Consider the following 14,341-nt stretch of genomic DNA (forward strand, 5'->3'; position numbering starts at 1 on the left):
CGAGCGCGGATCCAGTTGATTCCAGGCAACTCCGCCGGGCGGGCTCACCACCACCGGGAGCACCTGAGCGCGAGTCGGCCGAAGTGAGCCAGCCCACGCTGGAAGTTGGGTAAAAGCACGCCAGCTGGGCAAATCCACCAGATGGTCGATAAGCCAGGACGCAATCGTGCGCACGCACACCGGCGCGCGTATGTGCGGCAAATTAAACACAGTATTGTTCACCGCGCCCCTGAAAAAACTCCTCCGATCACTAGGTTGGATGCGTGAGCGCACAGGATCTGCCACTTGAACTTCGCCGTGCATTGTCGACGGTTGCGCGCGTGCCACGGCTGTTGGTCGCATCGGACTACGACGGGACGATCGCGCCCATCGTGTCCGACCCGACGAAGGCTTTTCCCCACCGGGAATCGGTGAGCGCGCTGCGCGCGCTCGCCGGCCTTACGGGAACGACCGCGGCCGTTATTTCCGGCCGCGCGCTGCGGGATCTCGCGGCACTGTCCAGACTCCCGGTCGAGGTGCAACTCATCGGTAGCCACGGCTCGGAATTCGATGTCGGCTTCGTGCATGCCATCGACAACGACGCTAAGCAGCTGCTGCAAGAAGTGCAGACCTCTCTTTCCCAGATCGCCGCGGATAACCCTGGCGCCTCGGTGGAGATCAAACCTGCCAGCGTCGCGTTGCATGTGCGCAATGCCAGCCCGGAAATCGGCCTCCGCGCGCTCAAACAGGTCAGGCAAGGGCCGGCCTGTTGGGTCGGTGTGCAGGTGACCGAGGGCAAGGAAGTCATCGAGCTCGCGGTGATCCAGACGGACAAGGGTGTCGCGCTCGATACCGTCCGACACCAGGAGGGCGCGTCCGCCGCGGTGTTCTTCGGCGACGACGTCACCGACGAGAAGGCCTTCCGCATGCTCTCGGGCCCCGATGTCGGCATCAAGGTCGGCAAGGGCGAGAGCACGGCCAAGTTCCGGGTCGACAACACCGAGTGCGTGTCCTGGGCGCTGGCCTTCCTGCTCGAAGAGCGACGCACCTGGTTGGCGGGCGCGAGCGCGCCGCGCATCGAGCGTCTGACCATGCTGTCGAGTCCGCGCTCGGTCGCGCTGCTGACGCCGGACGCAACGGTCACCTGGTTCTGCCATCCGGAACCGGATTCGGCGGCGGTGTTCGCACACCTGCTCGGCGGACCCGACGCCGGCCACTTCACCATCGCTCCGGAACGGCCGGGGCTGCCGCTCTCGCAGCGCTACATCGACGGCACCATGACCGTCGAAACCCGTTGGGCCAGCCTGCAAGTGGTCGACTACCTGCCGCACGACGTCGCGCCGACCAGGACCGACCTGACCCGGGTGATCACCGGTGACGCCAAAGCGGTCGTCACCTTCGCACCGCGACCGGAATTCGGCCAGGTGCCGGTGACCATCGAATGCGAACCGACCGGGCTGCGCGTGCTCGGCACCAACGACCCGATGGTGCTGCGCTCCCCCGGCGTGGAATGGGAGATCCAGACCGACGGCATGCACAGCTCGGCGCGCGCCGTCGTCGATCCGTCGGACGGTCCGATCGTGCTGGAAATGCGCTGTGGCACGCAGGATCTCGCGCCCGCCATGACCAGCGAGCCGGAACGACGAAGGGACGCAGAGGATTACTGGGCCCAGTGGGCGGCCAAGCTCGAATTGCCGCCGCTGAAGCCGGATCTGATGAAGCGCTCCGCGCTCACCCTGCGCGGGCTCGTGCACGCCCCGTCCGGTTCGATCCTGGCCGCCGCGACCACCTCGCTGCCGGAGGACATCGGCGGCGTGCGCAACTGGGACTACCGCTACTGCTGGCTGCGCGATGCCTCACTGACCGCACAGGCGCTGGTTTCACTCGGCTCACTCACCGAGGCGGAGGAATTCCTCGGCTGGGTGCACCGGGTGCTCGAGACCTTGCCGGGCCCGGAGCGCCTGCACCCGCTGTACACGTTGTACGGCGAGACCCTGCCGCCCGAGGCGTCGATCGATCAGCTCCCGGGTTATGCGGGATCGCGGCCGGTGCGCGTCGGTAACGCCGCGAATATGCAGGTGCAGCTGGACGTTTTCGGTCCGATCGTCGACCTCATCGCGTCGCTGGCCCATGGCCGCGAGCACAAGGGGATCACCGATCCGGCGCACGCGCTGCCGGATGCCGACTGGGAGCTGGTGCACGCCATGGTTTCCGCGGTGCAGCGGCGCTGGCAGGAACCCGACCACGGCATCTGGGAGATCCGCGGCAACCCGCGCCACCACGTGTATTCCAAGGTGATGGGTTGGTTGACCATCGACAGGGCGATCACGTTGGCACAGAAGTTCGATCGGCAGATCGATCCGGTCTGGGTCACATTGCGCGACATCATCGCCGACGAGGTCAAGACCAAGGGCTGGAACGAAGAGGTCCAGTCCTACACCGCGGCCTACGACGGCACCGACCTGGACGCGGCCACACTGCACATCGGTCTCAGCGGGCTCATCGATCCTTCCGATCCCCGGTTCGCGGCGACGGTCGTTGCCACCGAGGCCGAGCTGCGCAGCGGCTCGACCGTGTACCGGTACCACCACGACGACGGCCTGCCCGGCGGCGAGGGTGGCTTCCATCTGTGCGCGGCCTGGCTGGTCGAGGCGTATCTGCTGATCGGCAAGCGCTCGGACGCCGAGGCGCTGTTCGCCCAGCTGGTCGACGTCGCGGGCCCGACCGGCCTGCTCAGCGAGGAGTACGACCCGGTGGCCGAACGCTCGCTCGGCAACCACCCGCAGGCCTACAGCCATCTCGGCCTGCTGCGTTGCGCCCAGCTGCTCGGCAAGCCGGTGGAGGCGCTCGTCTAGCCGCTTCGACAACCACATAACCCGGGCCCGCGAACGATTCCCTGTTCGCGGGCCCGGCTCGTATTCGAGTGATGCAGGAAACACCGACTCGTGCTCAGCGGGGACTCTTGCTAAAGTAAAACGGTAACGATTTCCATTATGATCTAGAGCACTGCCGCCAGCGACTACTTGCGGGTCGGTCGGAACACAGCGCTGCGAGATCCAGAGCGCCGCCAGGAGTACCCCGCGTGAGATCCCGAATTGCCATGAAATTCGCCGGCATCAGCGTGGGAGTGGCCACCGCACTCGCCCTCACCGCGTGCGGCGCCTCGAAGGACTCCGACAAACCGAGTGTCGTCGCATCGACGAATGTGTGGGGTGGCATCGCCGCGACCATTGCAGGGCCGGACGCCACAGTGACAGCCATCGTCAGCGATCCGTCGGCCGATCCGCACTCCCACGAGACCTCCGCGGTGGAGTCCGCAAAGATCAGTGATGCAGATCTGGTCGTCTACAACGGCGGCGGCTACGACGAGTTCATCGAGAAAGCCGTATCCGGCAAGAGCAAGCGCACCGTCGACGCCTTCGAATCCCGCACCGACAAGAGCGACGAGAACGAGCACGTCTTCTACGACCTGAGCACCGTCGGTACGGTCGCCGACCGAATCGCCGCAGCACTCAGCGAGATCGACGCGGCGCACGCCGCCGCCTACACCGACCGCGCCGCGGTGTTCAAGAGCCGGCTGGGCGCGATCACCGCCATCGCCACCAAGATCGCCGCCGAGCACCCGAAAACGCCAGTGCTGCAGTCCGAACCGCTCGCGCATTACCTGCTCGTCGCCGCGGGCGCCGCGGATCTGACCCCGCACGAGTTCCAGGAAGCGATCGAGCAGGAGACCGATCCGGCCCCCGCCGCCGTCGCCGCGACCCAGGATCTGCTGACCGGCAAGAAGGTCCGCGCCCTGGTCTACAACGTGCAGACCCAGGACAAGATCACCAAGAATCTGCGCTCGTTGGCGGAGTCTGCGAGCCTCCCTGTCGTCGAGGTGACCGAAACGCTGCCCGCGGGTGTGGATTACATTCAGTGGCAGACCGATAACGCCCAGGCTCTCGCCGCGGCGCTGCGATGATGTCGCCGGGGGCTGAGCCGATGCGGCCATGGACCATACCGATGTCGCCGAGCACCGCGCTGATGCGGCCGGTGGCCGAGCCTGCGCCACCAGGGGCGAGCCCGATGCGGGCGGAGATGTGCCGAGATGAGTGAGGGAACCGCGCTGACCGAACATGCCGAACCGGTCGAACGGCGGTTGCCGTCGCGGATGGCCAACGATGAGGCCGCCGTCCATCTCGACGCCGCGCGGATGTCGTTCGGCGACCGCACGCTCTGGCAGGGACTGGATCTCGACATTCGGCAAGGCGAATTCGTCGCGGTGCTCGGGCCGAACGGATCCGGCAAGACCTCGCTGCTGAAGGTGCTGCTCGGACAGCTCGCCCTCAGCTCGGGAACCGCCGAAATCGCAGGCGCGCCCGCCCGCGCGGGCAATCCCGACATCGGCTATGTGCCACAACAGAAGACCATCGACGCAGGCGTGCAGCTGCGTGGCGTCGACCTGGTCGGACTCGGCGTCGACGGACACCGCTGGGGGCTGGGGCTGCGCGGGCGGGCGGCACGCAAGCGCAAGGTCGCGGCCGCCATCGCCGACGTCGGCGCCGAGAAATTCGCCTACGCGCCACTGGAATCCATGTCCGGCGGCGAACAGCAGCGGCTGCGGGTTGCGCAGGCGCTGGTCGGCGATCCCAAGGTGCTGCTCTGTGACGAGCCGTTGCTCAGCCTGGACCTGGCCAATCAGCGGCTGGTGTCCGAGCTGATCGATCGGCGCAGACGCACCCACGACACCGCGGTGCTGTTCGTGACGCACGAGATCAATCCGATTCTGCCGCTGGTGGATCGGGTGCTGTACCTGGTGGACGGGAAGTTCCGGATCGGAACGCCGGAAGAGGTGATGACTTCGGCGGTGCTGTCGGAGCTGTATCAGACCGAGGTCGACGTGCTGCGGGTACGCGGCAGGCTGGTCGTGGTCGGCACCGGAGACACGATGGACGCGCTCGGCGCGGCCGGCGCCCAGCATTGCCACGGCGCCGCGCCATCCGAGCCCGAGTCGCGGCTTTCCGCAACCGAGACCGAGCCGAGCGGGGTTCGTGCGTGATCGACAAACTCTCGGGTGTGGTGTCGAAGATGTTCGACTTCTCCACCACCGTGAACCTGCTGTCCTACTCCTTCGTCCAGCAGGCGGTGCTGGCCGCTGCCCTGCTCGGGTTGCTCGCGGGCGCCATCGGCCCGCTGATCATCAGCAGGCAGATGTCCTTCGCGGTGCATGGCACCAGCGAGCTGTCGCTGACCGGTGCGGCCGCCGCCTTGCTTGCCGGGATCGGGGTCGGCCTCGGCGCGATCGTCGGCTCCGTCGTGGCCGCGGTGCTGTTCGGCGTGCTCGGAACCAAAGCACGGGAACGTGATTCGGTGATCGCGGTGGTGCTGTCGTTCGGGCTCGGGCTCTCGGTACTGTTCCTCTGGCTCGGTCCCGAACGCGCCGGATCGAAGTTCTCGCTGCTGACCGGTCAGGTGGTCAGCGTCGGCTACAGCGGCCTCGCGCTGCTGGCGACCTGCACGGTGCTGGTGCTCGCCGTGCTCGCCGTGGTCTATCGGCCACTGCTGTTCGCCAGCTCCGATCCGGAGGTGGCGCTGGCCCGCGGCGTACCGGTGCGGGCGCTGTCGGTGGTGTTCGCCGTCATGCTCGGCATCACGGCCGCGTTCGGCGTGCAGATCGTCGGGGCCCTGCTGGTGCTCGCGCTGCTGATCACCCCGGCAGCGGCGGCGGCGCAGCTGACCGCGAATCCGGTGCGCGCCACCGTGCTTGCCGTGGTGTTCGCCGAGATCGCCGCCGTCGGCGGCATTCTGTTGTCGCTCGCGCCCGGCGTTCCGGTGTCGACGTTCGTCACGACGATCTCGTTCCTGATCTACCTGATCTGCCGCGTGGTCGGGCCGCGGCGTCGCCGCGTCGCCCGGACCGCCTGAGCCGACCGAGCGCCGGACACGCGACCGCGCACCTCACACCTCGGATCGCTCGACCCGCTAGCGGTACAGCACGTTATCGGAACCGTCGCGGACACGGACCGGTCGAAACACCGGCCGGATTCTCGGCACATCTGGCGAACTCCGATTCGCACGAAGTCTGCGCGATCGACATCTCCGATGCCTGAGGGCGGGTGCCTTCAGTAGGGCTGCGGAGGTTTCGTATGCTCGACGGACGCGACCCCGAACGAATGGTGACCAACGATGATCGACTTCACGATTCCCGCCGAACTCGCCGCCGAACGCGACCGGGTACGCCAGTTCGTCATCGACAAGATCGTCCCCTTCGAGCGCGACCCGCGGCTGACCTCGCACGGCCCGACCGATGAGCTCAGGCAGGAACTCGTCGAACTGGCCCGCGCCGAGAAGCTGCTGACCGTCCAGGCCCCGGAGTCCCTCGGCGGGCGCGGGCTCACGCACATCGAGCAAGCCGTGATCTACGAGGCGGCGGGCTGGTCCACCCTCGGCCCGGTCGCCATGAACTGCGCCGCGCCCGACGAGGGCAATATGTTCCTGCTTTCCAAGATCGCCAACCCCGAGCAGGTCGAACGCCACCTCGCCCCCGCGGTTGCCGGCCACCAGCGCACCGTCTTCGCGATGACCGAGCCGGACGGCGCGGGCTCGGACCCAGGCCAGCTGGCCACCACCGCGACCTTCGACGGCGAGAACTTCACCATCAACGGCCGCAAGTGGCTGATCACCGGCGCCGACGGCGCGAAGACCTGGATCATCATGGCCAAGGTTGCGCCGAACCCGCACGTGCCGGAAGGCCCGACGCTGTTCCTGACCGACGGCGACCAGCCCGGCATCGTCATCGAGCGCACCATGAACACGATGGACCGCAACTACGTCGGCGGCCACGGCGTCGTCCGCTTCGACAACCTCACCCTGCCCCAGTCGGCACTGCTCGGCGAGACCGGCCAGGCGCTGCGCTACGCGCAGCTGCGGCTGGCCCCCGCCCGGCTCACCCACTGCATGCGCTGGCTCGGCGCGGCTGAGCGGGCACAGAGCATCGCGGTCGACTACGCCAAGACCCGCACCGCATTCGGCAAGCCGATCGGCGACCACGAAGGCGTGTCGTTCATGTTGGCGGACAACGAGATCGCACTGCACCAGTGCCGCCTGACTATCTGGCACGCTTGCTGGCTGATGGACCAGGGCGAGAAGGCGCGGCACGAAAGCTCCATCGCCAAAGCCTTCGTCTCCGAAGAACTGTTCAAGGTCGCCGATCGCTGCGTGCAGGTGCTCGGCGGCATCGGCATCAGTGACGAAACCGTAGTCGAAATGATCTTCCGCGACATGCGCGCCTTCCGCCTCTACGACGGCCCGACAGAGGTCCACAAGTACGCCATCGGCCGCAAGGTATTGCGCAGCAACTGAGCGCCCCCACTAGGCACGATGACACCTTCCGAGCGCAGCGAGATCCAGCAAAAGAGTTCGCCCCGTCTCGCTTCCGAGCCGTCGAAGCGCGTACAACAGTTCGCAAGATCCCCACAGACGCGCCCACTCGGCACGATGACGCCTTCCGAACACAGCAAGACCCAGCACCAAAGTTCGCAACCCCATCTCGCCTCCGAACCCCCGAAGCGCCGACAACAAAATCGCAAGACCCCCACAAACACGCCCACTCGGCACGATGACGCCTTCCGAACACAGCAACATCCAGCACCAAGTTCGCGACCCCCATCTCGTATCCGAACACCCGAAGCGCCGACAACAAAGCCGCAAGATCCCGACAACCGCGCCCATTCGGCACGATGATGTCTTCCGAGCGCAGCGAGACCGAGCACTAAAGTTCGCGGCCCGTCTCGCTTCCGAGCCGTCGAAGCGCATGCGACGAAGTCGCGAGTCTCGACGGCTCGGAAGCGAGACCAAGGGGGCCGCGAACACGCAGCGCCGCAGGCGCTGCCAAAACTACACAGCCCGCTGCAAATCAAACTCCATTAACATCCAGTGGCATGAGTCCGGAATTGCTCGTCGATGTCTCTGCGGGCATCGCCGTGCTCACGCTCAATCGTCCCGCTCAGCAGAACGCCGTCACGCCGGCGATGGCTGCCGAACTCAGTGCCGCGCTGGCACGCTGCGACGCCGAGGATGCGATTCGCGCGGTCGTCCTGACCGGCACGCCGCCCGCGTTCTGCGCGGGCGCCGACCTTTCCAATCGGGTGGGTGATGTCAGTGCGACCATCGAGCCGCCGCCGTGGCGGGTACGTAAACCGGTGATCGCCGCGGTGAACGGCCACGCGGTCGGTATCGGGCTCGCGCTGGCTCTCCAGTGCGATCTGCGGTACATGGCGCGGGATGCGGTGTACGGGCTCAACCAGGTCCGCCGCGGCGTGCTCGCCGACGGCTACGCGCACTGGACGCTGCCGCGGCTGGTCGGCATGGCCAATGCCGCGGACATCATGCTGACCGGCCGGACCTTCGACGGCGACGAGGCCAAGGCGATGGGCCTCGCCAACGGCTGCCTGCCCGCGGGCGAAGTGGTGCCGACCGCGCTCGCGATCGCGCACGACATCGCGAACGGGTCGGCACCGCTGCCGGTCGCGTTGTCGAAGCGACTGCTGTGGGAGGGGCTCGGTATGAGCCCGACCGTGGTCGGCCAACTCGAGGGTGACCTGAACGAGCACGTCGCCAAGAGCATCGATGGCGGCGAGGCGATGGCGGCCTTCCGCGATCGCAGACAGCCCAACTGGACCGGCAGCATCAGCGAGGAATGGCCCGCGTGGGACAGCAAGGGCGAATCCGAGCGCCCCAGCCTCGATTGACGCCTACGCGTTGCCGTTGATCGTGATCATCAGGACGAGCACGGCCCAGCAGACCATCAGGATCGTGCCGACGATGCCGAGGATGTACCCGACCATCACCTGAACACGGCCACCGTAGGCGCCGCCGGATTCCTCGATCTGGTCGAGGGCACGCTTGCCGAGAGCCCAGGCCACCGGCCCGAGCAGACCACAGCAGATCAGACTGGCCGCGCCCAGGAACAACACAGCCGTCGCATTCGGATGTTCGACCGGCTGGCCGATGGGCTGGTTGGGTATCACCACCGCCCGAATTCTACGGGGCGAGAGCCACTTTGCCGCTCAATGGCGTGCCCGAGTTTGTCGGACTGTGTCGATTCGTCGCTCAGGCGCGGCGCTGGCGGGCGATCTCGGAGAGCACCACACCCGCCGCGACCGAGGCGTTCAGCGATTCCACCGGGCCCGCCATCGGGATGCCGAGGATCGAGTCGCAGGTCTCACGGACCAGCCGCGACAGGCCCTTGCCCTCCGAACCGACCACGATGACGGTCGGCTCGCGGCCGTCGAAGTCGTCGAGGGTGGTGTCGCCGCCCGCGTCGAGGCCGACGATCTGGCAGCCTTGGGCGGCCCAATCCTTCAGTGTGCGAGTCAGGTTCGTGGCCCGGGCGACCGGGAGCCTGGCCGCGGCGCCCGCACTGGTGCGCCAGGCCACCGCCGAGACACTCGCACTGCGACGCTGCGGGATCAACACACCCTGCCCGCCGAACGCCGCCACCGAGCGGATCACGGCGCCCAGGTTGCGCGGATCGGAGATATTGTCCAGCGCCACCAGTAGGGCGGGCTCCGCCGATTCCCGCACCTTGGCGATCAGATCGTCCGGATGCGCATACCGGTACGGGGGCACCTGCAACCCGACGCCCTGATGCAAACCGTTGGCGCTCAGCCGATCCAGATCGGTGCGCGGCACCTCGAGGATGGAGATGCCCGCGTCGGCGGCGATCTTCACGCTCTCGGTCAGTCGCTCGTCGTTCTCGGTGCCGACCGCGACGTACAGCGCCGTCGCGGGAACACCGGCACGCAGGCATTCGACGACCGGATTGCGGCCGAGCACCATCTCCGGCGCGTCGTCGTTCTTGCGTCCTGCTGCGCGTCCTGCCGCACCGCGAGGACCCGGACGCCCCTTTGCCTCGGCCTTCGCCTTGGCGGCGGCCCGCTTGGCCGCGGGATGCTTGGTGCGCTCGACGGCGGGCGGCGTCGCGCCGCGCCCTTCGAGGCCGCGGCGGCGTTGCCCACCGGAGCCGACGACCGCGCCCTTCTTGGTGCCGCCCTTACGAATTGCGCCTCGACGCTGTGAGTTGCCTGCCATCAGTTCGCCTTTCCACTCTGCACCGCGCCAGGCGATGATGTTGTAGCGGCCAGCGACCATTCCGGACCGTCAGGGGTGTCTGTCACTTCGATGCCTGCGGCATGCAGCCGGTCCCGCGCGGCATCGGCGCTCGCCCAATCCTTCTCGGCGCGCGCCTGCTGGCGGCGCTCGAGCTCCGCACGCACCAGCACGTCGAGCGCATCGAGTGCGACCGAGTTGTCCTCGGGGGTGTACCAATGCGGATCGAGCGGATCGACGCCGAGAACGCCGAGCATGGCGCGCAGTTGTCCGGCCAGATCCCGGGCGGTGTCGATCGAGCCCGCCTCCAGCGCCTTGTTGCCCTCGTGGACCACGGAGTGGATCTCGGCCAGCGCCTTCGGCACGGCGAGGTCGTCGTCGATGGCAGCGGCGAACGCGTCGGTCCATTTCCCGACCGGGATGTCACCCACCCGCTCCACGACCCGATGAATGAAGGCCTCGATGCGCTGATATGACTGCGCGGCGTCGTGCAGCGCCTTGTCCGAGTACTCCAGCATCGAACGGTAGTGCGCGCTGCCGAGGTAGAACCGAAGTTCCACGGCCCGAACCTGTTTGAGCACATTCGGCACGGAAAGCACATTGCCGAGCGACTTGGACATCTTCTCGCCGCCCATGGTCACCCAGCCGTTGTGCAGCCAGTAGCGCGCGAAGCCGTCACCGGCGGCCTTGGACTGGGCGATCTCGTTCTCGTGGTGCGGGAACACCAGATCCATACCGCCGCAATGGATATCGAATTCGGGGCCGAGATAGAACTCGGCCATCGCGGAGCATTCCAGATGCCAGCCGGGGCGGCCGGGACCCCACGGCGACGGCCAGGACGGCTCGCCGGGCTTTGCGGCCTTCCACAACGTGAAGTCGCGGGGGTCGCGCTTGCCGTGGCCGAGGCTCTCGCCCTGGTGCACATCGCCGATCCGGTGACCCGACAGCTTGCCGTAGTCCGGATAGCTGAGCACGTCGAAGTAGACGTTGCCCTCCGAGGCGTAGGCGTGCCCGCGCTCGATCAGCCGCTGCATCAGGTCGGCCATCTGAGTGATGTGACCGGTGGCCCGCGGTTCCGCCGACGGCGGCAGCACACCGAGCAGGCAGTAGGCGCGATCGAAGGCCCGCTCATAGGTCGAGGCCCATTCCCACCACGGCCGGTCGGCCTCGGCGGCTTTGGTCAGGATCTTGTCCTCGATGTCGGTGACATTCCGGATGAACCAGACGTCGTAATCGTGCGCAAGCAGCCAGCGCCGCAGCACATCGAACGCAACTCCGCTGCGCACATGACCGATGTGCGGCTCACCCTGAACGGTGGCGCCACAGAGATATACCGAAGCACGGCCGGGGACCAAGGGCGCGAAATCGCGCACGGTCCGCGTGTCGGTGTCAAAGAGGCGCAGCGTCACGACCGTCGATACTAGCTGGTGTACCTGCGGGTTCACGGCCCGGCTCGGGGTGTGACCGGCCGGATGCTATACCCGCGTCTCCAGCAACGCGGTAGCCACTGCCGCGACACCCTCGCCGCGACCCGTGAGACCCAGTCCGTCCGTGGTTGTTCCGGAGACCGAGACCGGTGCATCGAGGAGTTTGCCGAGCACCTGTTGCGCCTCCGCGCGGCGCGGACCGATCTTGGGTCGATTGCCGATGACCTGCACCGCCGCATTGACGATGCCGAAGCCGGCTTCGTCCAGCAACCTACGCACTTCCTCGAGCATCGCCGCGCCGGAAACACCTTCCCACTCGGGCCTTCCGGTGCCGAACACCGCTCCCACATCGCCGAGTCCGGCCGCCGAGAGCAGCGCATCGCACAGTGCGTGCGCCGCGACATCGCCGTCGGAGTGCCCCGCGCAGCCGTCGTCGCCGTCGAAGAGCAATCCGGCCATCCAGCAGGGCCGGCCCGGCTCGACAGGGTGCACATCGCTACCGATGCCGACCCGCATGCTCACGATGTCCTCGCATCCATGCGGTCGAGCACCGCCTGCGCGAGCAGGAGATCGAGCGGAGTGGTGATCTTGAAAGCCAATGGGTCTCCGGGAATCGTGCGCACCTGGGTACCGAGTAGCTCGACGAGCCCGGCGTCGTCGGTGGCCTGGACATCGGTCGCGTAGGCAGCGCGCAACAGATCGGCAGCGAAGCCCTGCGGGGTCTGGATGGCGCGTAGGCCCGCGCGGTCGGGGGTGCCCGTCACTGCGCCGTGCGAATCGACGGACTTGATGGTGTCGACAACGGGCAGCGCGGGGACCACCGCGCGGTGGCCCGCGCGCAACTCGGCGGCGACTCGCGCGATCAGCTCGGGCGGCGTCAGGGCTCGGGCGGCGTCGTGCACGAGGAAGTAGGAGGCGTCCGGCGCTGCGCCGATGCCGGCGCGCACCGAGTCGGTGCGCTCGGCGCCGCCGACGACCACCTGCACCGAGTCCGTGGCAGGCAGTAGGGCGACGGCGCTCTCCACGAATTCGGCGGGGACCATGACCACGACTCGGTCGACCGCCCCGGAGGCGATCAGGCCGTCTACGGCCAGTCGGACCATAGGTGTGCCGCCGACTGCGACGAACGCTTTGGGCGTGCTTTCACCCAAACGAACGCCACGGCCGGCGGCAGGTACCAACGCAACGACGCAACCGCCGTTGTGTACAACATTCACGGTCAGGAAGCCGCTGCGAGAACCTCATCGAGCAGCGTCTCGGCCTTGCCGTCATCGGTGCCCTCGGCAAGCGCGAGTTCACCGACAAGGATCTGACGGGCCTTGGCGAGCATGCGCTTCTCACCCGCGGACAGACCGCGGTCCTGCTCACGACGCCACAGGTCGCGGACGACCTCGGCAACCTTGTTCACATCGCCGGAGGCGAGCTTCTCCAGGTTGGCCTTGTAGCGACGAGACCAGTTAGTCGGTTCTTCGGTGTGCGGCGCCCGCAGCACCTGGAAGACTCGATCGAGACCCTCCTGGCCAACTACGTCACGCACGCCGACATACTCGGCGTTCTCTGCGGGAACGCGCACAGTCAGGTCACCTTGGGCGACCTTCAGGACCAGATACTCTTTTTGCTCACCCTTGATGGTGCGAGTCTCGATTGCTTCGATCAGCGCCGCTCCGTGGTGGGGGTAAACGACGGTGTCTCCGACCTTAAAAATCATGTGTCCCGTGCCCCTTTCGATGTTCACAGTTTAACATGCGACTCGGTAACGGCGCGATCAACTGTGCAGGTCAGGGCCACAACGAGCACATCGCGGGGGTTGACATAACCCACCTGGTGTGCATTACGTTGTGCCAGAACGAGTTAACGACCGGCGTGATTACCACATCGGCCGATCAGTGCGGTCGGCAGCACCCGCGCAAGCCGGCGACATTCGACCGAACTGTTATCAACGACCCGCGAGTCGCGAGCCCCCGCGCCCGCCCGGTTGAGCCAACTACTACGCTCCCTAGTTACTACTCTCCCTAGCGGAGTGTGCCCGGTCGACATGGAGGGACAACCCGTGACTGCCCTGAAAGCTGTGACCGCCTCGAAGGGGGCGCGACGTCGCATGGTGACGGTTGCCGCACTCGCCGCCGGAGCGGCGCTCGCACTGTCCGGCTGCGGTGCAGGCCAGATCTCACAGACCGCGACGCAGGTCGCCGCCGTGAACGGCAACCACGCCGACATCAACAAGATCTCGCTGCGCAACGTGCACATCGTCTACCCCGGCGAGGGCTACAACAATGTGCAGGGCGGCAAGGCGCTCATCGCGCTGTCGGTCATCAACAACAGCGAGTCGGTTCCGGACGAGCTCACCAGCATCACCACCGACCTCGGCTCCGTGAAAATCACCGGTCCCGCGGGTGATGCGAAGTTCGAGATCGCGCCGCAGCAGACCGTTGTTGCGGGAGCATCCGCCGAGCACGGCGCGGCCAAGCCCGATGCCCATGACGCGGCGCCGACGACCGGGCACGGTGCGCCCGCCACCGGCGACAAGCCGTCCCAGGATCCGGCCGCCAAGCCTGCGACCATCGAGATCAGCGGCCTGACCAGGGACATCACCCCGGGCCTCACCTACGCCGTCAAGTTCAATTTCAAGCAGGGCGGCACCATTCAGGTCCAGGTGCCCGTCGATGCCGGCACCGGAACCGAGCGGCACGAGTCCGACAAGTCCGGCGCGGCCGAGCCCGCCAAGGGCGGCCACTGAGCTGGTTGTGACCCGCCGTCGCGCGGGGTGAACACGGCTGTCGCGCAGGGCGCGGCAGCCGTTTTCTTTTCCGTCCAGTCCGGTTGTCGGACGTGGTACGTAAGGT

At 67.1% G+C, this 14,341-nt stretch carries 13 protein-coding genes; 7 read left to right on the forward strand and 6 right to left on the reverse strand.

Features of this window, described 5'->3' with window-relative positions:
* Positions 1–263 precede the first annotated feature (263 nt).
* From otsB to ACLMAL_RS29980, 6 genes are all read left to right on the forward strand, one after another.
* Entirely contained in the window at positions 264–2,834 is a 2,571-nt protein-coding gene (otsB, locus tag ACLMAL_RS29955; protein WP_412002147.1) for a trehalose-phosphatase, read from the forward strand.
* 245 nt (positions 2,835–3,079) lie between these two features.
* Positions 3,080–3,943: a metal ABC transporter solute-binding protein, Zn/Mn family gene (locus tag ACLMAL_RS29960; protein ID WP_412002173.1), complete on the forward strand. Its 864-nt coding sequence runs from the start codon at positions 3,080–3,082 to the stop codon at positions 3,941–3,943.
* A 189-nt stretch (positions 3,944–4,132) separates the two neighbouring features.
* Complete coding sequence (locus tag ACLMAL_RS29965; RefSeq protein WP_412002174.1) at positions 4,133–5,020, forward strand: metal ABC transporter ATP-binding protein; 888 nt, start codon at positions 4,133–4,135, stop codon at positions 5,018–5,020.
* A 29-nt stretch (positions 5,021–5,049) separates the two neighbouring features.
* The gene (locus tag ACLMAL_RS29970; RefSeq protein ID WP_412002175.1) at positions 5,050–5,886 is read left to right on the forward strand and encodes a metal ABC transporter permease; all 837 of its coding nucleotides are present in this window, start codon (positions 5,050–5,052) and stop codon (positions 5,884–5,886) included.
* Positions 5,887–6,147: 261 nt separating this feature from the next.
* Entirely contained in the window at positions 6,148–7,323 is a 1,176-nt protein-coding gene (locus ACLMAL_RS29975) for an acyl-CoA dehydrogenase family protein (protein ID WP_412002148.1), read from the forward strand.
* 578 nt (positions 7,324–7,901) lie between these two features.
* Entirely contained in the window at positions 7,902–8,711 is an 810-nt protein-coding gene (locus ACLMAL_RS29980) for an enoyl-CoA hydratase/isomerase family protein (RefSeq protein WP_412002149.1), read from the forward strand.
* Positions 8,712–8,714: 3 nt separating this feature from the next.
* Here the strand turns inward: ACLMAL_RS29980 and ACLMAL_RS29985 are convergent, their stop codons facing one another.
* From ACLMAL_RS29985 to carD, 6 genes are all read right to left on the reverse strand, one after another.
* The gene (locus tag ACLMAL_RS29985; RefSeq protein WP_412002150.1) at positions 8,715–8,993 is read right to left on the reverse strand and encodes a DUF4190 domain-containing protein; all 279 of its coding nucleotides are present in this window, start codon (positions 8,991–8,993) and stop codon (positions 8,715–8,717) included.
* Between the two features lie 79 nt (positions 8,994–9,072).
* Positions 9,073–10,053: a 23S rRNA (guanosine(2251)-2'-O)-methyltransferase RlmB gene (gene rlmB, locus ACLMAL_RS29990; RefSeq protein WP_328408559.1), complete on the reverse strand. Its 981-nt coding sequence runs from the start codon at positions 10,051–10,053 to the stop codon at positions 9,073–9,075.
* On the reverse strand, positions 10,053–11,480 hold the full coding sequence (gene cysS / locus ACLMAL_RS29995) for a cysteine--tRNA ligase (protein WP_412002151.1): 1,428 nt from the start codon (positions 11,478–11,480) through the stop codon (positions 10,053–10,055). The genes rlmB and cysS overlap by 1 nt, the downstream gene beginning before the upstream one ends.
* Before the next feature lie 66 nt (positions 11,481–11,546).
* Entirely contained in the window at positions 11,547–12,014 is a 468-nt protein-coding gene (ispF, locus tag ACLMAL_RS30000; protein WP_328412668.1) for a 2-C-methyl-D-erythritol 2,4-cyclodiphosphate synthase, read from the reverse strand.
* Positions 12,015–12,016: 2 nt separating this feature from the next.
* Positions 12,017–12,715, reverse strand: coding sequence for a 2-C-methyl-D-erythritol 4-phosphate cytidylyltransferase (gene ispD, locus ACLMAL_RS30005; protein ID WP_412002152.1), 699 nt, complete (start codon positions 12,713–12,715; stop codon positions 12,017–12,019).
* Between the two features lie 2 nt (positions 12,716–12,717).
* Positions 12,718–13,206: an RNA polymerase-binding transcription factor CarD gene (gene carD / locus ACLMAL_RS30010; protein ID WP_011206964.1), complete on the reverse strand. Its 489-nt coding sequence runs from the start codon at positions 13,204–13,206 to the stop codon at positions 12,718–12,720.
* 390 nt (positions 13,207–13,596) lie between these two features.
* Between carD and ACLMAL_RS30015 the strand changes: the two genes are divergently transcribed.
* Positions 13,597–14,235 carry a hypothetical protein gene (locus ACLMAL_RS30015; protein WP_412002176.1) on the forward strand — a complete coding sequence of 213 codons (639 nt, stop codon included), beginning with the start codon at positions 13,597–13,599 and terminating at the stop codon, positions 14,233–14,235.
* Positions 14,236–14,341: the final 106 nt, after the last annotated feature.

The sequence above is a fragment of the Nocardia sp. CWNU-33 genome, from assembly GCF_046764895.1.
Taxonomy (GTDB): domain Bacteria; phylum Actinomycetota; class Actinomycetes; order Mycobacteriales; family Mycobacteriaceae; genus Nocardia.

What these genes read in the sequence shown, in the direction of transcription:
- ACLMAL_RS29960 (WP_412002173.1), top strand. Translation starts at nt 3,080, where the DNA reads ATGAAATTCGCCGGCATCAGCGTGGGAGTGGCCACCGCACTCGCCCTC.
- ACLMAL_RS29965 (WP_412002174.1), top strand. Translation starts at nt 4,133, where the DNA reads ATGGCCAACGATGAGGCCGCCGTCCATCTCGACGCCGCGCGGATGTCG.
- ACLMAL_RS29970 (WP_412002175.1), top strand. Translation starts at nt 5,050, where the DNA reads ATGTTCGACTTCTCCACCACCGTGAACCTGCTGTCCTACTCCTTCGTC.
- ACLMAL_RS29975 (WP_412002148.1), top strand. Translation starts at nt 6,148, where the DNA reads ATGATCGACTTCACGATTCCCGCCGAACTCGCCGCCGAACGCGACCGG.
- ACLMAL_RS29980 (WP_412002149.1), top strand. Translation starts at nt 7,902, where the DNA reads ATGAGTCCGGAATTGCTCGTCGATGTCTCTGCGGGCATCGCCGTGCTC.
- rlmB (WP_328408559.1), bottom strand. Translation starts at nt 10,053, where the DNA reads ATGGCAGGCAACTCACAGCGTCGAGGCGCAATTCGTAAGGGCGGCACC.
- ispF (WP_328412668.1), bottom strand. Translation starts at nt 12,014, where the DNA reads ATGCGGGTCGGCATCGGTAGCGATGTGCACCCTGTCGAGCCGGGCCGG.
- carD (WP_011206964.1), bottom strand. Translation starts at nt 13,206, where the DNA reads ATGATTTTTAAGGTCGGAGACACCGTCGTTTACCCCCACCACGGAGCG.
- ACLMAL_RS30015 (WP_412002176.1), top strand. Translation starts at nt 13,597, where the DNA reads ATGGTGACGGTTGCCGCACTCGCCGCCGGAGCGGCGCTCGCACTGTCC.